Origin of the sequence: Candidatus Pelagibacter ubique HTCC1062 (assembly GCF_000012345.1) — a bacterium.
Classification (GTDB): domain Bacteria; phylum Pseudomonadota; class Alphaproteobacteria; order Pelagibacterales; family Pelagibacteraceae; genus Pelagibacter; species Pelagibacter ubiqueversans.
In genome coordinates this window covers 895723-917717 of sequence record NC_007205.1, presented here as the reverse complement: position 1 = coordinate 917717, position 21995 = coordinate 895723, and the positions used below count along the sequence as shown (strand labels likewise).

The 21995-nt window shown below is 36.2% G+C and carries 1 protein-coding gene; it reads right to left on the bottom strand.

Annotated elements, in window-relative coordinates:
• Positions 1-10 precede the first annotated feature (10 nt).
• Positions 11-21964, bottom strand: a complete 21954-nt coding sequence (locus SAR11_RS07035; RefSeq protein ID WP_011282049.1) for a VCBS domain-containing protein — start codon at positions 21962-21964, stop codon at positions 11-13.
• Between the last annotated feature and the right edge of the window lie 31 nt (positions 21965-21995).

The window sequence follows — 21995 nt, the reverse complement described above, 5'->3', positions numbered from 1 at the left end:
CTAAGTTATTTTATAGTCTATTAATAAGGTCATTACCATAATCTTCCCAATCATTAAATTCTTTATCTAATTGGTCGCTTAAAGTAACAAATCTATTATTTTCACCCCCATCAAAATTTTGGGATACATTTTGCTCTTGTAAATCAACTTCTAAATCTTTTACAATAATTTTTCCATCTTGCTCAATAATAAGTTTTAATTCTAATTGAGAAACATCTTCAGGTGGATTTTCTGCAATAATTTGACCCGTTACAGGATCATACTCAAGCCAGTCAGGTACTTCGGTTCCATCTTTAAGAACAAGTTTAGTATTATTAAAATTACCTTTTAGCTCATTGGGTAAATCTATAATTAAATCATTTCCAATATTTAAAGGTTTAAGTTGAAAAATTGTTTCTGGTTTAAACGTTTCAATAATTTCATTGATATCTGCTGGATTGTTAAAATTTAATGTTTTGTTAAATGATCTTTCAACTAATCCATCTTCATTTTGTTTTACAATATTAACCGTACCATCTTCATTAACAGTAATTGAAGAATTTGTTCTTTTTGCTTGTTTGATAATTTTTCTATCTTGTTTTATTTTTTCAGGATCAATCTCAACTGCAATTTCTCGAGTTTCATTGTTTTTATCCGTTGCAATAATCATAATTTCAACTTTATCTACACCTTCTGGAATATTTGTGGTTGTTTGACCTGTTTTAGGATTAATTTTAATCCACTCAGGTAATGCAGAACCATCACTCATTTTTCCATCAAATTTAACAATCTCATTGTCGGCTTCATTCATGACACCAAATTTCAATTTTAAACCTTCTTGTTTGTCTTTAACTTTAAGGTTTGAAAGTTCTCCTTCAGAAATTTGAAGAGAGTCTGTTTCGGCAACTAAATCAACTAATTTAAGACCTTGGGAATAATCTGTTTTTCTTGCAGTTTGTTCAAATTCAAAATTATTTAAATCAAATTCTGTTGATTGATTTAGTTCTGTGAAAGTATTTTCAACTTGAACTCTTGCTTCCATTCTAGCTTGATTTATAATAATTCTTTCAGCTTTCTTTTCTCTAATTTCTTTAACAACACCACCACCATTTTGTAATTTTAATACAATTGAACTTGTATCCGTAACACCACTACCATCTCTAACTGTATAATTAAAATATTCATAAACTATTTCACCTGGATCCAATGTATCTTTTAAACCTTCATTAACTATATATGTGTAACTACCATTTGAGTTCATTATCAAAGAACCATAAGTTCCAATTAATGCCTCCCCTAATGTTCCAGCAGTACCTGAGCCTTCAGTTGATCCTGTTCTTATCTCGGTTACTATTGATGTATCATTTGAGTCTGGATCAGTATCGTTAGTTAACACATCTTTTTCAGAGTCATTTGTGACTGTTAAAGTTGAAGTTGCTGCTATATCAATTGTATTACTATCATTAACACCAACTGGGGCATCATTAGCACCTGTAACCGTTATAGTAAGTTGTCCTGTATCTGTTCCACCATTACCGTCTGAAACTGTATATGTAAAATAATCTATTCCAGTTTCTCCACTACCTAAAACATCATTAGGCGTATAACTATATGTTCCATCTGAATTAATTGTTAAAGATCCATAAGTACCAGTTAAAGGTGTAGCTATTGCTCCAAATGTTCCAGAGCCAGACTCTGTTCCTGTTCTTATGCCTGATATTTCTAATGTATCTCCCTCTGTATCTGTGTCGCCATAGAGAATATCTGAAGTCCCGTCTGTGACTGTTGTAGTAGTGCCTTCTGTTGCGGTATTCGTTTCATTATCAGCAACTGGATTATCATTTATAGCGGTTACGTTAATTGTCATAGTGTAACTTGAAGCACTATCTGCATCGCCATCATTTACAGAGAAACCAATTGTTGTATAAGGAGATCCATTTTCATCTGCAGTAGGATTTAATCTTAAATAACTATTTGAGATATCTGTTGCAGTTATTACTTGATTTAAGGTTACATCTACCCAGTTTGATCCATTGTAATACTGCAACGCACCAGCGTCTTCTAATGTTGTAATTTTTACACTTACTAATGCATCGTCATCATCTGCATCTGTGTAGCCAAAATCAGATGTTGAAAATACATATGGTGTATCCTCTTCTGTTGAAACTGCATTGTTTGATGCTGTTGGCACATCATTAACACCAGTTACTGTAAAGATTAATGTTGCAGTGTCTGTCGCATTACTATCTGAAACTGTGTAAGTGAAACTATCTGTTGCAGTATCTGAGGCATCTAAATCGTCTGACGCTGATTGATCTGCAACGTAAGTGTATGTTCCGTTAGCTCCTATTTTTAATGTTCCATAAGTTCCAGTAACTGAGGTAAAATTGCTGTTATAAGTACTACTTCCAGCAACTGAACTATTGGATCCACCTGTTACTGCAATTTGAGTTACTGTTAAAGTGTCACTATCAGCATCCGTATCTCCATGTAAAACATCTGAAGTTCCATCGGTGACTGTGACCGTTGCATCTTCATTCACTGAATTAATTTCGTTGTCAGCTACTGGAGCATCATTTGTATTGATTACATTAACGGTCATTGTATACGAAGATGAACTGTCCGCATCTCCATCATTTACAGAAAAACCAATTGTTGTATAGGGTGAGCCTGTTTCATTTTCAGTAGGATTTAATCTTAAATAATTATTTGAGATATCGGTTGCAGTTATTACTTGATTTAAGGTTACATCTACCCAAGCGCTACCATTATAATATTGTAATGCACCAGCACTTTCTAATGTTGTAATTTTTACACTTACTAACACATCATCGTCATCTGCATCTGTGTAGCCAAAATCTGATGCTGAAAATACATAAGCTGTATCCTCATTTGTAGTTACAGTTTTATCTGCAGCTTCTGGTACATCATTAACACCAGTTACTGTAAAGATTAATGTTGCAGTGTCTGTTGCTGTTCCATCCGATATTGTATAAGTGAAACTATCTGTTGCAGTGTCTGAAGCATCTAAATCATCAGCAGCATTTTGATCAGCTACATATGTATAAGTACCATCAGCTCCAACAGTAAGTGTACCATAAGTTCCTGTTACCGTTTCTGGTGAACCAGAATTATAAGTACTGCTTGCAGTAACTGCATTATTGGAGCTACCTGTTACTGCTATTTGTGTAACTGTAAATGCATCATCATCATCAGCATCACTATCATCATCCATTAATAAACTTGATCCTGAACTTCTTGTAACTGTCGCATCTTCGTTAACAGCATCAGTATCATTGACTGCAACTGGAGCATCGTTAACACCAGTAATAGTAATTGTAATTGTTGCTGTATCCGTTGCGGTTCCATCTGAAACTGTATAGGTAAATACATCTGTTGCAGTGTCTGAAGCGTCTAAATCATCTGAAGCACTTTGATCGGCTACATATGTATATGTTCCATCACTTGCTAAAGTTAAAGTTCCATAAGTACCAGTTAAACCAGAACCAATTGAGCCTGCAGTTCCACTTCCGCCTTCCGCTCCAGTTCTAATTGCTGAAACTGTTAGAGATGCGCTGTCATCTGCATCCGTATCTCCATGTAAAACATCTGAAGTTCCATCTGTGACTGTAAGTGTTGCATCTTCATTTACTGAATTTGTTTCATTATCCGCAACTGGAGCATCATTAATTCCTGTCACTGTAAAGATTAATGTTGCAGTGTCTGTCGCTGTTCCATCTGAAACTGTATAAGTGAAACTATCTGTTGCAGTATCTGAAGCATCTAAATCATCAGCAGCACTTTGATCTGCAACGTAAGTGTATGTTCCATCAGCACCAACTTTTAATGTTCCATAAGTTCCAGTAATTGAAGTAAAATTGCTATTATAAGAACTTGAGCTTGCAACTGAAGAATTAGAAGCTCCTGTTACTGCAATTTGAGTTACGGTAAAACTATCATCATCATCAGCATCACTATCATCTGCCATTAATAAATTATCACCTGAAGTTCTGGTAACTGTTGCATCTTCGTTAACAGCATCAGTATCATTGACTGCAACGGGAGCATCGTTAACACCAGTAATAGTAATTGTAATTGTTGCAGTATCGGTTGCTGTTCCATCTGATAGTGTATAGGTAAAGACATCTGTTGCAGTATCTGAAGCATCTAAATCATCAGCAGCACTTTGATCTGCTACATATGTATATGTTCCATCAGCACCCACTGTTAAAGCACCATAAGTTCCAGTAATTGATTGACCATTTAAATAAGTGGTGCTCGATGTAACGCTTTCTGTGTTTCCATTTGTATGAGCAACGTTAGTTAAAGTTAAAGTATCTGATGAATCTGGATCTGTATCATTGTCATCTATTACTCCACTTGATGCAGATGAAATGGTTGTAGTAGCATCTTCATTAACACTAGCTGTATCATCAGTAGCTGTTGGAGTATCATTAACTGCTGTTACATTTACCGTAATAGTATTAGGTGTTGAACTACTTGCATCCCCATCATTTACTGTAAAATTAAAAGTAGTGTAAGGAGATCCATTCTCATCTGCAGTAGGATTTAATCTTAATTTATTAGCAGCAATGTCTGTTGCTGTTATCACCTGATTTAAAGTTACATCTACCCAAGCGCTACCATTATAATATTGTAATGCACCAGCATCTTCTAAAGTTGTAATTTTTACACTTACTAATGCATCATCATCATCTGCATCTGTGTATCCAAAATCTGATGCTGAAAATACATAAGGGGTATCTTCGTTTGTAGTAACTGCATTATCAGATGCAGTTGGCACATCATTAATTCCGGTTACTGTAAAGATTAATGTTGCAGTGTCAGTAGTATCACCATCTGAAATTGTGTAAGTGAAACTATCTGTTACAGAATCTGAGGCATCTAAATCATCAGCTGCACTTTGATCGGCTACATATGTATAAGTACCATCAGCACCAACAGTAAGTGTACCGTATGTACCTGTAACTTGAGTCCCACTTGAATTATAAGAACTTGAGCTTGCAACTGAACTGTTTGATCCACCTGTTACTGCAATTTGAGTTACTGTAAATGCATCATCATCATCAGCATCACTATCATCTGCCATTAATAAACTTGAGCCTGAACTTCTGGTTACTGTGGCATCTTCATTTAATGCATCAGTATCGTTGACTGCAACGGGAGCATCATTGATACCTGTCACTGTAAAGATTAATGTAGCTGTATCCGTAGCTGTTCCGTCTGAAACTGTATAAGTGAAACTATCTGTTGCAGTATCTGAAGCATCTAAATCATCAGCTGCACTTTGATCTGCAACGTAAGTGTAAGTACCATCAGCACCAACTTTTAATGTTCCATAAGTTCCAGTAATTGAAGTAAAATTACTATTGTAAGAACTTGAGCTTGCAACTGAACTGTTTGATCCACCTGTTAGTGCAATTTGTGTAACAGTAAAACTATCATCATCATCAGCATCACTATCATCTGCCATTAATAAACTTGAGCCTGAAGTTTGTGTTACTGTTGCGTCCTCATTAACTACATCGCTATCGTTAACTGCTACAGGAGCATCGTTAATTCCTGTCACTGTAAAGATTAATGTTGCAGTGTCAGTAGCTGTTCCGTCTGAAACTGTATAAGTGAAACTATCTGTTGCAGTATCTGAAGCATCTAAATCATCAGCTGCACTTTGATCTGCAACGTAAGTGTAAGTACCATCAGCACCAACTTTTAATGTTCCATAAGTTCCAGTAATTGAAGTAAAATTACTATTGTAAGAACTTGAGCTTGCAACTGAACTGTTTGATCCACCTGTTACTGCAATTTGAGTTACTGTTAAGGTATCACCACTATCAACATCAGTATCTCCATGTAAAACATCTGAGGTTCCATCAGTCACAGTTACTGTTGCATCTTCATTCACTGAATTAGTTTCGTTGTCAGCTACTGGAGCATCATTAACAGCAGTAACGTTTACCGTAATTGTATTTGGAGTTGCGCTATCTGCATCACCATCATTTACAGAAAAACCAATTGTTGTATAAGGAGATCCATTCTCATCTGCAGTAGGATTTAATCTTAATTTATTAGCAGCAATGTCTGTTGCTGTTATCACCTGATTTAAAGTTACATCTACCCAAGCGCTACCATTATAATATTGTAAGGCACCAGCGTCTTCTAATGTTGTAATTTTCACACTTACTAATGCATCGTCATCATCTGCATCTGTGTATCCAAAATCAGAAGTTGAAAATACGTAAGGGGTATCTTCTGCAGTAGAAATTGTTTTATCTGAAGCTGTTGGTACATCATTAACACCAGTTACTGTAAAGATTAATGTTGCAGTGTCTGTCGCTGTTCCATCTGAAACTGTGTAAGTGAAACTATCTGTTGCAGTGTCTGAAGCATCTAAATCATCAGCAGCACTTTGATCGGCTACATATGTATATGTTCCATCTGCACCAACTTTTAATGTTCCATAAGTTCCAGTAACTGAGGTAAAATTATTGTTATAAGTACTACTTCCAGCAACTGAACTATTGGATCCACCTGTTACTGCAATTTGAGTTACTGTAAATGCATCATCATCATCAGCATCACTATCATCTGCCATTAATAAACTTGAGCCTGAACTTCTGGTTACTGTGGCATCTTCATTAACAGCATCAGTATCATTGACTGCAACTGGAGCATCGTTAATTCCTGTCACTGTAAAGATTAATGTTGCAGTGTCTGTTGCCGTTCCATCCGATATTGTATATGTAAAACTATCTGTTACTTGGTCGTTTAAATCTAAATCATCAGCAGCACTTTGATCTGCTTCATATGTATATGATCCGTCAGCTCCAACAACTAGAGTACCGTATGTTCCAGTTACTGAAGTTCCATTAGAATAAGTAGTGCTTGAGTTTACACTTGAATTTGATCCACCTGTTACTGCAATTTGTGTAACAGTAAAACTATCATCATCATCAGCATCACTATCATCTGCCATTAATAAATTATCACCTGAACTTCTGGTAACTGTTGCATCTTCATTTAATGCATCGGTGTCATTGACTGCAACTGGAGCATCATTGATACCTGTCACTGTAAAGATTAATGTTGCAGTGTCTGTTGTTGTTCCGTCTGAAACTGTGTAAGTGAAACTATCTGTTGCAGTATCATTTAAATCTAAATCATCTGCAGCACTTTGATCAGCTACATATGTATAAGTACCATTTGCGCCAATAACCAGTGTACCATAAGTTCCCGTTACAGAAGTTCCATTAGAATAAGTAGTACTTGAAGTAACACTTGAGTTTGAACTTCCAGTAACAGCTATTTGTGTAACTGTTAAAGATGAAACTGTATCATCACCATCTACATCTGTATCGTTATCTTGTGTAACTCCACTTGAAGCTGAGGAAACTGTCAAGGTTGCGTCTTCATTTACTGAACCAGTATCGTTATTAGCAACGGGAGCATCGTTTGCTCCAAGAATTGTAATTGTAATTACTCCAATATCTGTTGCTGTTCCATCTGATAATGTATAATTAAATGAGTCTGTGACTGAGTCACCTGCATCTAATGCATCCGCTTCATCTTGATTGGCTACATAAGAATAAGAACCATCTGCTGCAATGGTTAATTGACCATACGTTCCCGTTAAAGCAGATCCAATGGATCCTGCTGTTCCTGAACCTTCACTTGAGCCTACTCTAATTGCAGTAACAGTTAGAGATGCACTATCATCAGCATCACTATCTGTATGAGAACTTGAACTAGTATCAATAATATCACCAGAGTGTTCACCTGTTGCATCATAACTTCCTGATAAATTGGCATTAGCACCATTTGAAACTGTTAAAGTTCCATCTTCGACAATAACTCCTACATCATTTTGTGCAACTGGAGCATCGTTAATTCCTGTTACTGTAAAGATTAATGTTGCAGTGTCTGTCGCTGTTCCATCCGATATTGTATATGTGAAACTATCTGTTACTTGGTCGTTTAAATCTAAATCATCAGCAGCATTTTGATCAGCTACATATGTATATGTTCCATTAGCACCAACAGTAAGTGTACCATAAGTTCCTGTTACTGTTTCTGGTGAACCAGAATTATAAGTACTATTTGCAGTAACTGCGTTATCAGAGCTACCAGTAACTGCTATTTGAGTTACTGTGAAACTATCATCATCATCAGCATCGCTGTCATCAGCCATTAATAAATTATCACCTGAAGTTCTGGTAACTGTTGCATCTTCGTTAACTGCATCAGTATCGTTGACTGCAACTGGAGCATCGTTAATTCCTGTTACTGTAAAGATTAATGTTGCAGTGTCTGTCGCTGTTCCATCTGAAACTGTGTAAGTGAAACTATCTGTTGCAGTGTCTGAAGCATCTAAATCATCAGACGCTGATTGATCAGCTACATAAGTATATGTTCCATTAGCACCTATTTTTAATGTTCCATAAGTTCCAGTAACTGAAGTAAAATTGCTGTTATAAGCACTGCTTCCAGCAACTGAACTATTTGATCCACCTGTTACTGCAATTTGAGTTACTGTTAAGGTATCACCACTATCTGCATCCGTATCTCCATGTAAAACATCAGACGTTCCATCTGTGACTGTGACTGTTGCATCTTCATTAACTGAATTAGTTTCATTATCTGCAACAGGTGCGTTATTTACATTTGTAACATTTACCGTAATTGTATTTGGAGTTGCGCTATCTGCATCCCCATCATTTACTGTAAAATTAAAAGTAGTGTAAGGCGAACCATTTTCATTAGTAGCTGGATTTAATCTCAACTTATTAGCAGCAATGTCTGTTGCTGTTATTACTTGATTTAAGGTTACATCTACCCAAGCGCTACCATTATAATATTGTAATGCACCAGCACTTTCTAATGTTGTAATTTTTACACTTACTAACACATCATCGTCATCTGCATCTGTGTAGCCAAAATCTGATGCTGAAAATACATAAGCTGTATCCTCATTTGTAGTTACAGTTTTATCTGCAGCTTCTGGTACATCATTAACACCAGTTACTGTAAAGATTAATGTTGCAGTGTCTGTTGCTGTTCCATCCGATATTGTATAAGTGAAACTATCTGTTGCAGTGTCTGAAGCATCTAAATCATCAGCAGCATTTTGATCAGCTACATATGTATAAGTACCATCAGCTCCAACAGTAAGTGTACCATAAGTTCCTGTTACCGTTTCTGGTGAACCAGAATTATAAGTACTGCTTGCAGTAACTGCATTATTGGAGCTACCTGTTACTGCTATTTGTGTAACTGTAAATGCATCATCATCATCAGCATCACTATCATCATCCATTAATAAACTTGATCCTGAACTTCTTGTAACTGTCGCATCTTCGTTAACAGCATCAGTATCATCAACTGCAACTGGAGCATCGTTAATTCCTGTAACCGTAAAGATTAATGTTGCAGTGTCAGTAGTATCACCATCTGAAATTGTGTAAGTGAAACTATCTGTTGCAGTATCATTTAAGTCTAAATCATCAGCTGCACTTTGATCGGCTACATATGTATAAGTACCATCAGCACCCACTTTTAATGTTCCATAAGTTCCAGTAATTGAAGTAAAATTGCTATTATAAGAACTTGAGCTTGCAACTGAAGAATTAGAAGCTCCTGTTACTGCAATTTGAGTTACGGTAAAACTATCATCATCATCAGCATCACTATCATCTGCCATTAATAAATTATCACCTGAAGTTCTGGTAACTGTTGCATCTTCGTTAACTGCATCAGTATCGTTGACTGCAACTGGAGCATCGTTAATTCCTGTCACTGTTATTGTAATTGTTGCAGTATCCGTTGCGGTTCCATCTGATAGTGTATAGGTAAAGACATCTGTTGCAGTGTCTGAAGCATCTAAATCATCTGCAGCACTTTGATCAGCTGCATAAGTATAAGTTCCATCCGCTGCTAAAGTTAATGTACCATAATAACCTACGACAGCATTTGTTCCTGCTGTTCCACTGTTTCCGTTTGCAGATGATGCATTTCCACCACTTTGATTTGTAGCTGATGTATGAGAATAAGTTGTAACTGTTAAAGTATCGCCACTATCAACATCGGTATCTCCATGTAAAACATCTGACGATCCATCGGTAACGGTTAATGTTGCATCTTCATTGACTGAATTAGTTTCATCATCTGCAACAGGTGCATCGTTAACTGCTGTTACATTGACTGTAATTGTATTAGCTGAGGCACTATCTGCATCGCCATCATTTACTGTAAAATCAAAACTAGTGTAAGAAGATCCATTTTCATTTGCAGCTGGGTTAAATCTTAATTTATTAGCAGCAATGTCAGTTGCTGTTATCACTTGATTTTCAGTTACATCTACCCAAGCACTACCATTATTATATTGTAAAGCACCTGCATCTTCTAATCCTGTAATTTTTACACTTACTAACGCATCATCGTCATCTGCATCTGTGTAGCCAAAATCTGATGCTGAAAATACATAAGCTGTATCCTCATTTGTAGTTACAGTTTTATCTGCAGCAGTTGGTACATCATTAATTCCTGTTACCGTAAAGATTAATGTTGCAGTGTCTGTTGTTGTTCCATCCGATATTGTATAAGTGAAACTATCTGTTGCAGTGTCTGAAGCATCTAAATCATCAGACGCTGATTGATCTGCAACGTAAGTATATGTTCCATTAGCACCAACAGTAAGTGTACCATAAGTTCCTGTTACCGTTTCTGGTGAACCAGAATTATAAGTACTGCTTGCAGTAACTGCATTATTTGATCCACCTGTTACTGCAATTTGTGTAACGGTAAAACTATCATCATCATCAGCATCACTATCATCTGCCATTAATAAATTATCACCTGAAGTTCTGGTAACTGTTGCATCTTCATTTACAGCATCAGTATCATTGACTGCAGCTGGAGCATCATTGATACCTGTCACTGTTATTGTAATTGTTGCAGTATCCGTTGCGGTTCCATCTGATAGTGTATAGGTAAAGACATCTGTTGCAGTGTCTGAAGCATCTAAATCATCTGCAGCACTTTGATCAGCTGCATAAGTATAAGTTCCATCCGCTGCTAAAGTTAATGTACCATAATAACCTACGACAGCATTTGTTCCTGCTGTTCCACTGTTTCCGTTTGCAGATGATGCATTTCCACCACTTTGATTTGTAGCTGATGTATGAGAATAAGTTGTAACTGTTAAAGTATCACTATCTGCGTCTGTATCTCCGTGTAAAACATCTGAGGTTCCATCCGTAACAGTTAATGTTGCATCTTCATTAACAGCTCCTGTTTCATCATCTGCAACAGGTGCATCGTTAACTGCTGTTACATTGACTGTAATTGTATTAGCTGAGGCACTATCTGCATCGCCATCATTTACTGTAAAATCAAAACTAGTGTAAGAAGATCCATTTTCATTTGCAGCTGGGTTAAATCTCAATTTATTATTACCGATATCCGTTGCTGTTATCACTTGATTTTCAGTTACATCTACCCAAGCACTACCATTATTATATTGTAAAGCACCTGCATCTTCTAATCCTGTAATTTTTACACTTACTAACGCATCATCGTCATCTGCATCTGTGTAGCCAAAATCATTTGCTGAAAATACATAAGGAGTATCTTCGTTTGTAGTTACAGTTTTATCTGCAGCTTCTGGTACATCATTGATACCAGTTACTGTAATTATTAATGTAGCTGTATCAAACCATGTATTATCTGATACGGTATAAGTAAAACTATCTGTCACAGTATCACTTGCATCTAGCGCATCAGCTGCTGCTTGATCTGCAACATAAGTATAAGATCCATCAGCTCCAACTTTTAATGTTCCATAAGTTCCAGTAACTGTTGTAAAATTACTATTATAAGTACTACTTCCAGCAACAGAACTATTTGATCCACCTGTGACTTTAATTTGTGTCACCGTTAAAGATGAACTATCATCTGCATCTGTATCATCAGCAACTAATAATTCTGATCCTGAGCTTTCAGTTATAGTTGCATCTTCATTTACAGCATCTGTATCATTAACTGCAACTGGTACATCATTGATACCAGTTACTGTAATTATTAATGTTGCTGTAGATGTTGCTGTTCCATCTGAGACTGTATAAGTAAAACTATCTGTCACATTATCACCAACATCTAGTGCATCCGCTGCAGCTTGATCTGCAACATAAGTATAAGATCCATCAGCACCAACTTTTAATGTTCCATAAGTTCCAGTAACTGTTGTAAAATTACTATTATAAGTACTACTTCCAGCAACAGAACTATTTGATCCACCTGTGACTTTAATTTGTGTCACCGTTAAAGATGAACTATCATCTGCATCTGTATCATCAGCAACTAATAATTCTGATCCTGAGCTTTCAGTTATAGTTGCATCTTCGTTAACACTATCTGTATCATTAACTCCAATTGGGTCATCGTTCACTCCTGTAACAGTAATTGTAATATTGGCAGTATCTGTTCCACCATTTCCATCTGAAACTGTATAAGTAAATACATCTGTAACAGTGTCGCTTGCATCTAATGCATCCGCTGCATCTTGATCAGCTACATAAGTATAAGTTCCATTAGCACCAATGACTAATGTCCCATAAGTTCCTGTAACCGAAGTTCCGTTGCTATGATTGGTTCCTCCACTAACTGAACTATTTGATCCACCATCTTTTTTAATTTGAGTAATAACCAATGATGATGCGCTATCATCGGCGTCCGCATCTGTATCATTATCTTGAGTTACACCACTTGATGCTGTTGAAACTGTTAAAGTTGCATCTTCATTAACTGACCCTGTGTCATTTGTAGCTGAAGGTGCATCATTAACACCTGTGACTGTAATAGTTAAATTTGCAGTATCTGTTCCACCATTGCCGTCTGAAATAGTATAAGTAAATACATCTGTAACAGTGTCGCTTGCATCTAAAGCATCAGCTGCAGCTTGATCCGCAACATATGTATAAGTTCCATCAGCTCCAACCGTTAATGTTCCATAGGTTCCTGTGACTGATGTTCCGCTTGAATTATATGAGCTTCCTCCAGATACGGATGAATTACTTCCACCATCTTTTTTAATTTGAGTAACCGTTAAACTATCACCATCAGCATCTGAATCATCTGCATTTAATAAACCTGAACCTGAGCTTTGAGTAACTGTTGCATCTTCATTAACACTATCAGTATCTGCAACAGCTGAAGGAGCATTGTTACTACTATTAACTGTAATTGTTAAAGTAGCTGTATGTGTTGCTGTTCCATCTGATAATGTGTAAGTAAAAACATCGGTACCAGTACTTGAACCTGCAATGTATTGATAAGTACCGTCTGCACCAACTCTCAAAGTTCCCTTACTGCCAGTAACTGATGTGTAACCTGAATTATAAGCAGTTCCTGGATTAACAGCAGTTGCGCTTCCACTTGCTGTGGTTGCAACAATACTCGATACACTTAATGAAGCACTAGCATCTGCATCCGTATCCCCATGTAAAAGATCTGAAGTACCATCAGTGACTGTTAAAGTTTGAGTTGTATCAACTGAACCTGTTTCAGCATCTGCAACAGGTGTATCATTAATTCCATTAACAGTAATAGTTAAAACTGCAATATCCGTTTCACCTTGTCCATCTGAAACTGTATAATTAAAAGTGTCAGTTACCACATCACCTGGATCCAATGCATCCGCTGCATCTTGATTTGCTACATAGGTATATGATCCATTTGCAGCAATTGTTAATTGACCGTATGTTCCTGTTAAAGCTGAACCAACAGATCCTACGGTACCCGATCCCTCACTTGATCCTGTTCTAATCGCAGTAACTGTAAGAGTATCGCTATCAGGGTCTGTATCATAATTAGCAGTTGAACTTGTGTTAATGACATCTCCTGAATGTTCGCCGCTAACATTTACTACATTAAAAGGTGAAGCTAGATTCCATTCTTTAATTTTTGCTGGATCACTACTACCATTAAAACTAAAGAATTTTGATCCATCATTGTTAAAAGTGATAAATTGAGTAGGGACTCCATTACCAAGAGAACCAGTAGCTTCACCAGTATCAAAATAGGTGCTATTTGAACTTGCAGTCATAAGATCATAAGCAGTTGACAATGACCACTGTGATATTTTTGCTGTAGAACCAATTGTTGTTGTTTGATAAACTGTAAATAACTTTGTACCATCGTTATTATATTGCATACCAGTAACACTTGCAGACAAATATGAAGAAGTTTTTGAAGCAGTTGAAGTATCAAAAGAAGTACTTAAAGTATATTTGTATATACCACTAACTTCACTAATAAACATCTCTGAACCATCGTCATTAAAAAGAAATGTTCTATAATTTTTATACTGATTCCCTAACCGGAGGGAATTACCCGCTGTTACAGTGCTGGTAATATCGTAAGGGGTGCTTAAAGTGTATTGATACATATAACTTGAAGTATTTTGATTAGGAGAATCAAAAAGAACAAAAAGCTTTGTTCCGTCATTATTAAATCTCATAGCTTCGTTGTCTGTAGTCCATGAGCCTCCAACATCAGCATTATCATTACTTGAAACTGAAGCAGTTGATACGTCAAAAGGAATTGATAATGTGTATTGAAAAAGGCTTCTACCAGAGAGACCAGAAGCAGATCCTAATGTGTACATTTTTGTTCCATCAGGATTAAAAAGTAAATCGTTAAAAGTACTTTGAGTAGTAACAGGATTTGAATCTGAACCTGCAATAGTAAAGCTATCGCTATCATCGTAAGATGCTGGTGCAACAGTTGTTAAATTATCACCATCATCAACTTCTAACGTTGCATCTTCATTTACAGTACCATTATCATCTCGTGCAGTTAGATCTTGGCTAGCAATAATATTCATTGTAAGGGTTGCAGTAGATGTAGTGGAGCCATCTGAAACGATATAAGTGAAGACATCCTTTATATTTGCATCTCCTGCATCAAGGCCTGATATATTTGAGTTTGCAACATAAGAGTAAGAACCATCAGAGTTAATTGTTAAAGTACCGTACTCACCTGTCACTGTTTCAGAGTTACTTGAAAAAGTTGTTTGTGCATTTCCACCTGCTGTCGTTGCAGTGATACTAGTAATATTGCTACCATTATCAGTAATATCTCCAGTATGATTACCGGTGCTTGCTCCAGAGTTAGCGGCTGCACTATTTGCAACAGTTAAAGTTCCACCTTCTTTAATGAAACCTGCATCATTAACTCCAAGAATTGTAATTGTAATTACTCCAATGTCTGTTGCTGTTCCATCTGATAATGTGTAATTAAATGATTCTGTGACTGAGTCACCTACCGCTGCATCTTGATTAGCTACATAAGAATAAGAGCCATCTGCTGCAATGGTTAATTGACCATAAGTACCCGTTAAAGCTGAACCAATTGAACCAGCGGTTCCTGAACCTTCGCTTGAGCCTGTTCTAATTGCTGAAACTGTTAGAGATGCACTAGCATCGGCATCACTATCTGTATGAGAACTTGAACTAGTATCAATTACATCACCAGAATGTTCACCTGTTGCATCATAAGAACCTGAAACATTGGCATTAGCACCATTTGAAACTGTTAAAGTTCCATCTTCGACAATAACTCCAACATCATTTTGTGCAACTGGAGCATCATTCATACCAATTACTGTAATTGTTATAGTTACTGTATCAGTTCCACCATTTCCATCATCTACAGTATAAGTAAATATATCTGTTACAGTATCTCCTGAATCTAAGGCCTGAGTTACTGTTAGATCTGCAGTATAAGTGTAAGAACCATTACCTTCTAAATCCAATGTTCCATAATAACCTGTAACATTGTTGGTTCCAGCTGTTCCAGTACTGCTTGTTGAAGATATACTACCCCCATCTTGATCTGTTGCTGATGTATGAGAGTAAGTTGTAACCGTTAGTGCGTCGCCCTCAGGGTCTGTATCATAATTATCTGTTGAACTTGTGTTAATGACATCTCCTGAATGTTCACCTGATACATCTATTAAGCTGAAAGGAGTAGTAAGCGAATATTCAAAAAGTTTATCTTGTTGTGAGCCTGTCACAAACATTTTTGTACCATCATTGTTAAATGTAATACCGAGTGGATACCAATCTTTAGATGAAACATCAAAACTACCTACAAACTCAAAAGTAGATGATAAGTCAAAACCAGTTGAGAGTGTATATTCATTAACATCCTTTCCCAATCCAGATATAAACATTTTTTTTCCATCATTGCTAAATGCAAAACCGTATGGACTTGCTTCTTGAGTGCCAACACTTACATAATTATTTGTACGAGATGCTGAAGTTACATCAAAGGCAGTTGAAAGAGAGTATTCATGCACTTCACGTTGTTGTGCATCTAGCGCAAATAATTTGGTTCCATCGCTATTAAATGCTACGTTTACACCACTACCCATATTACGAGTATTTGGGTACTCCAGTATTAAATCAAAGAAATTATTATTATAAGAACTTGTGGAAATATCATAAGCAGTTGATACGTCATATTCATATAATCTACCCGAATAAGCTGAATAGAATTTGGTTCCATCATTATTAAATGTGAAATTACTCGATGAAGAATTCTCATTACTAAGGTCAAAAGTTTCATCTGCACCATCAAATGAAGCACTAGAAATATCAAAGGCGGTTGTTAATGTATATTGATGAATTTCATTTGTATTTTGATAAGTATCAAGCACAAACATTTTTGTTCCATCAGGACTAAATTTTGTTTCCTGACTTTGATATCCTGCATCCCCTAAAGATTTAGATCTAACAAATGAAGCTGCAGTAACACTTGTTGTTGCATTACTACTATTAGAAACTGTTAACGTTACATCTTCATTTACAATACCAGTGTCACCTCTTGCAGTTGGTGCATCGTTAACTGCTGTTACATTGACTGTAATTGTATTAGCTGAGGCACTGTCTGCATCGCCATCATTTACTGTAAAATCAAAACTAGTGTAAGAAGATCCATTTTCATTTGCAGCTGGGTTAAATCTCAATTTATTATTACCGATATCCGTTGCTGTTATCACTTGATTTTCAGTTACATCTACCCAAGCTGATCCATTGTTATATTGTAAAGCACCAGCAGATTCTAATCCTGTAATTTTTACACTTACTAACGCATCATCATCATCTGCATCTGTGTAGCCAAAATCTGATGCTGAAAATACATAAGCTGTATCCTCATTTGTAGTTACAGTTTTATCTGCAGCTTCTGGTACATCATTGATACCTGTCACTGTTATTGTAATTGTTGCAGTATCCGTTGCGGTTCCATCTGAAACCGTGTAAGTAAAACTATCGGTTGCGGTATCTCCAGCATCAAGGTCATCAGCAGCTGATTGATCTGCTGTATAAGTATAAGTACCATCCGCACCAATTACTAAAGTACCATAAGTACCTGTTTTTGATGTTCCGTTACTATTGTAAGTACTACTTCCTGCAACTGATGAAGCAGATGCACCTGTTACTGCAATTTGGGTAACGGTTAATGCATCATTTTCAGTATCAGTGTCTCCATGTAAAACATCTGAAGTTCCATCGGTAACGGTTAATGTTGCATCTTCATTGACTGAATTAGTTTCGTTATCTGCAACAGGTGCATCGTTAACTGCTGTTACATTGACTGTAATTGTATTAGCTGAGGCACTATCTGCATCGCCATCATTTACTGTAAAATCAAAACTAGTGTAAGAAGATCCATTTTCATTTGCAGCTGGGTTAAATCTCAATTTATTATTACCGATATCCGTTGCTGTTATCACTTGATTTTCAGTTACATCTACCCAAGCACTACCATTATTATATTGTAAAGCACCAGCATCTTCTAATCCTGTAATTTTTACACTTACTAACGCATCATCGTCATCTGCATCTGTGTAGCCAAAATCTGATGCTGAAAATACATAAGCTGTATCCTCATTTGTAGTTACAGTTTTATCTGCAGCTTCTGGTACATCATTGATACCAGTTACTGTAATAGTTAAATTTGCTGTAGCACCATCTGCCGTATAGACAAATACATCTGTTACTTCATCATTTAAATCTAAATCATCAGCAGCACTTTGATCGGCTGTATAAGTATAAGAACCATCCGCACCAATTACTAAAGTACCATAAGTACCCGTAACAGAAGTTCCGTTAGATGTATAAGTACTACTACTAGCAACTGTTGAATTTGATCCACCATCTTTTTTAATATGGGTGACTACTAAACCATTAGTATCAGCAGCATCATCATTTAATACATCGTCTTGAGAACCAGTTTTAGTAATTGTTGCATCTTCATTAACACTATCCGTGTCATCTGTTAAAGAAATTGAACTTGCAACGGTAAAAGTAATGCTACCTACGTCATAGGCATTAGATCCTGAATTACTTTCATCATCACGTGTAGTAAATGTAAAAATGTCTGTTGCAGTTGCATCGTACGCGATATTATTTGTTGAACTTGCTGTGTAAGTATAAGTACCGTTTGCAGCAATATTTAATGAACCATAGGTTCCAGATACTGCTGAACCAACCCCAGTATTATCGGTTACAATTGAATTATTTGAACTTTCATTTCCTGATGCAACACCAGTTACTACTAAAACACTATCAGCATCATCACTATCTGCAACACCATCATGAACATCACCGGAACTGGTTCCATCAGCAGACACTGTTGATCCAACTGTTGCATCTGTAACATTTGGTGCAGCGTTAACAGATACTGTCATTGTGTAAGCTGATGAACTATAATCTGTACCATCATGAACTTTAAAACCAAACGTTACATTACTTTCTGAATTTGCAGCTGGGGTAAATCTTAATTTATTATTACTAATATCTGACGCTGTTATTTCTTGATTTAAAGTTACATCAGCCCAAGATGATCCATTAGATGAATATTCTAAAACACCCGCACTTTCTAAAGTAGTAATTTTTATTTTTGATAAACTATCACTATCACCGTCTGAATAATTAAAATCACTGGCTGCAAATATTTTTGAAATATTAGATGGTGTTCTATCTCCTGCTGAAGATACTTGGTTATTTTCATTAATGTATACTGTTGAATTAGATGCGGTAGGTGCAGCGTTAGATGAATTAACAGTAATAGTTAACGTTGCAATATCTGTTGCACCAAATTCATCGGTTACAGTGTAGTTAAAACTATCAGTTCCAGCGCTTGAACTTGCAACATAAGTATAGGTACCATCAGAGTTCATTGTTAAAGCACCATAACTTCCATTTAAAGCTGAACCAATTGTACCTGCGTCACCTGAACCTTCTGATGAACCTGTTCTGATTGCAGAAACAGTTAAAGATGCATCTGCATCAGCATCCGTATCACCTGCTAAAACATCTGAAGACCCATCTGTAACAGTTAATGTTGTACTAACATCTGTTGAATTAGTTTCATTGTCAGCGATTGGTGTATCATTGATACCTATAACGGTAATTGTTAAATCTGTATCTCCATTAATAGTAAAATAATCATACACAATATCCCCTGGATCTAGTGCATCCGCTGCATCTTGATTTGCAACATAACTATATGAACCATTGGATTGAATAGTTAACTGACCGTAAGTTCCGGTTAAAGCAGTATTAGTTGAACCTGATGTTCCACTTCCTGCAGCAACTGTTCCTGTTCTAATTGATGAAACAGTTGAGATACTTTCGGCAGATTTAGTTTGATCCACATTTGCAAGTGAAAATGGTGTTGAAACAGTATACTCAGTAATATCCTCAGCTAAATCATCTATTGCAAAAAGTTTTGTTCCATCTTTATTCCAAGTAACTTCTCCAAAATTATTACTTGCTATTTCTGTTCCTAATTGAAAACTTCCTTCATTGGTAACCGTTGAAGATAAATCCCAAGCAGTTGCAATTGAAAACTCATGAATTGTGTTATTATATTCATTGATGAACATTTTTTTTCCATTTGGACTAAAGCTAATTGAGTTGGCATATGTGTCGGTTAGGATTGATGAAAGATCTTTTTCAACATCTGGAGTTTGATAAGATGATAGATCCCATGCTGTTCCTAAACTAATTTGATGAACTGTTTTATCAGACCCTAAAATAAATAATTTGGTTCCATCCTCGCTAAATGTAATGTCTCTATTATATAAGCTATTACTAGCTGTTACTCCATAAAGAGAAACTGTATTTAAATCATCTGAAGAACTTCTTTGATTTGTGGACACATCCCAGGGGGTAGTCAAAGTCGATTGATAAACATATCCTGTATCAAGATCTGATGTAAACATTTTAGTTCCATCATTGCTAAAAGCTATTCCATAAGCCCTGGAACTGGAATGAGGGTTTGAGGCTAAAGTAGTACCTGTTACTGATGAAGTTTGGGTTGAAATATCGTAAGCAGTTCCAAGATTATGTGTAGTTATTGTATCGTTAGTATGCTCTAGAACAAATAATTTAGTCCCATCATCGCTAAAAGTCATTCTTCTTGGGCTACCTGATGATGAACTTAATGTAGATCCTGAGTCGACTGTAATTGGATCAGGACTTGAAGCGCTTCCTCCATTGCTAACTGATACAGAGCCATCTTCTTCAACAGTTGCTGAACCATCTGATGAGTTTGGTACAACGAGAATTCTTATATAATCTCCAGCGGAAACATTCGCATTCTGCGCTCCAAATTGTAAAAGATTATTTGTTCCACTTCCATGATTTGAAACAGAAACCCAATCAGAACCGCTACTACCATTTGCAATAGCTGCAGATGAACTATGAGATTGAGTAGTATTAAAGAAGTTTGTCATACCAGTATGACTTTTTTTACCCTCTGCCATTCTACCACCGTCATTATCTGAAGAATTGCTACTTCCTCCGCTACCACTCATTGCATAAATTAAATTGCCAGAATGATATGTGTTACCACCAACACTTGCTGCTCGAGTTTTTGCTTGATCAAAAAATATTCCAACTATTTCACCGTCAAAAACAACTTCTCCAGCTGAACCACTGGCTCTTTTGTTTATATCCTCTACTAGAAACATTAGATATGAATTTACCGTAATATTGCTTGAAGCATTTTGATTAGCTCCATTTTGTAATGCAGCATCTCCAGTATCATTATCGTCATCGAAAATATAAGTTGAATCAACATCAAGATTCGAAATTAATTCTCCACTAGAAACAGAAACATTTTGTTGTTCTACAGCTAAACCAAAATCAGAACCAACTGTTGCAAAAGCTCCTGAGCTTCCAAGTCCAACATTACCAGAATTCATCATTGTAACATTGCTATCAATATGAGTAACACCTGAGTTAGATAGAACACCTGAAGAAGATAATGATCCAAGAGCATGTTTGTAATTTTTAACTTTAAGTTCTTCTTCACCAATTAAACCTTCTTTTTTTTCTAATACCCAGTCTCCACCTTTACCAGTAAGGTCATCTGACGCTGCAATATCTGCTTTAGTAATCTCTGATATTTTTTTAATTAAAATTTCACCTTGTTCAGTGGAAGCTACATTACAACCATAAAATAAAATATCTCCACTTGTGGTTAACGATTGACCAATGGATGCTAAAGTTGATTGGTAATTAGTGATGGTATCGTTATTTAAAAAGGCATTACCAAATAAAATTTGTCCAGCACTACCGTGACCGATGATGTGTAAACCATCAATATCTTTTCGATCATTTAAAATTTCACTAATTCTTTTAAATCCATCTTCATTGGAGTTGATTAAATAAAACTCAGTGTTTTCTTTAAATGAATTAATAATGGTTTCATAATCAGAGACAGCACTATCAATAAAGACTACATTTTTTTTGTTTTGGTCTCTTGCAGTGTTTGCAAAAGGAACTTCATTGTTGTCTTTAGTGGTATCGATTATTTTAGAGTTTTTTTTTATATCTTCTTGATTACGTTCATCAATTAAATCTAAAAAGGTTGAGGCCCCTGCTCCGTCGAGCATTATCCTCTGCTCAAGGGCTTCTATAAATATT

Excerpts from the sequence above, each read along its gene's own strand:
- SAR11_RS07035 (WP_011282049.1), bottom strand. The coding sequence starts at position 21,964 with ATGCTCGACGGAGCAGGGGCCTCAACCTTTTTAGATTTAATTGATGAA.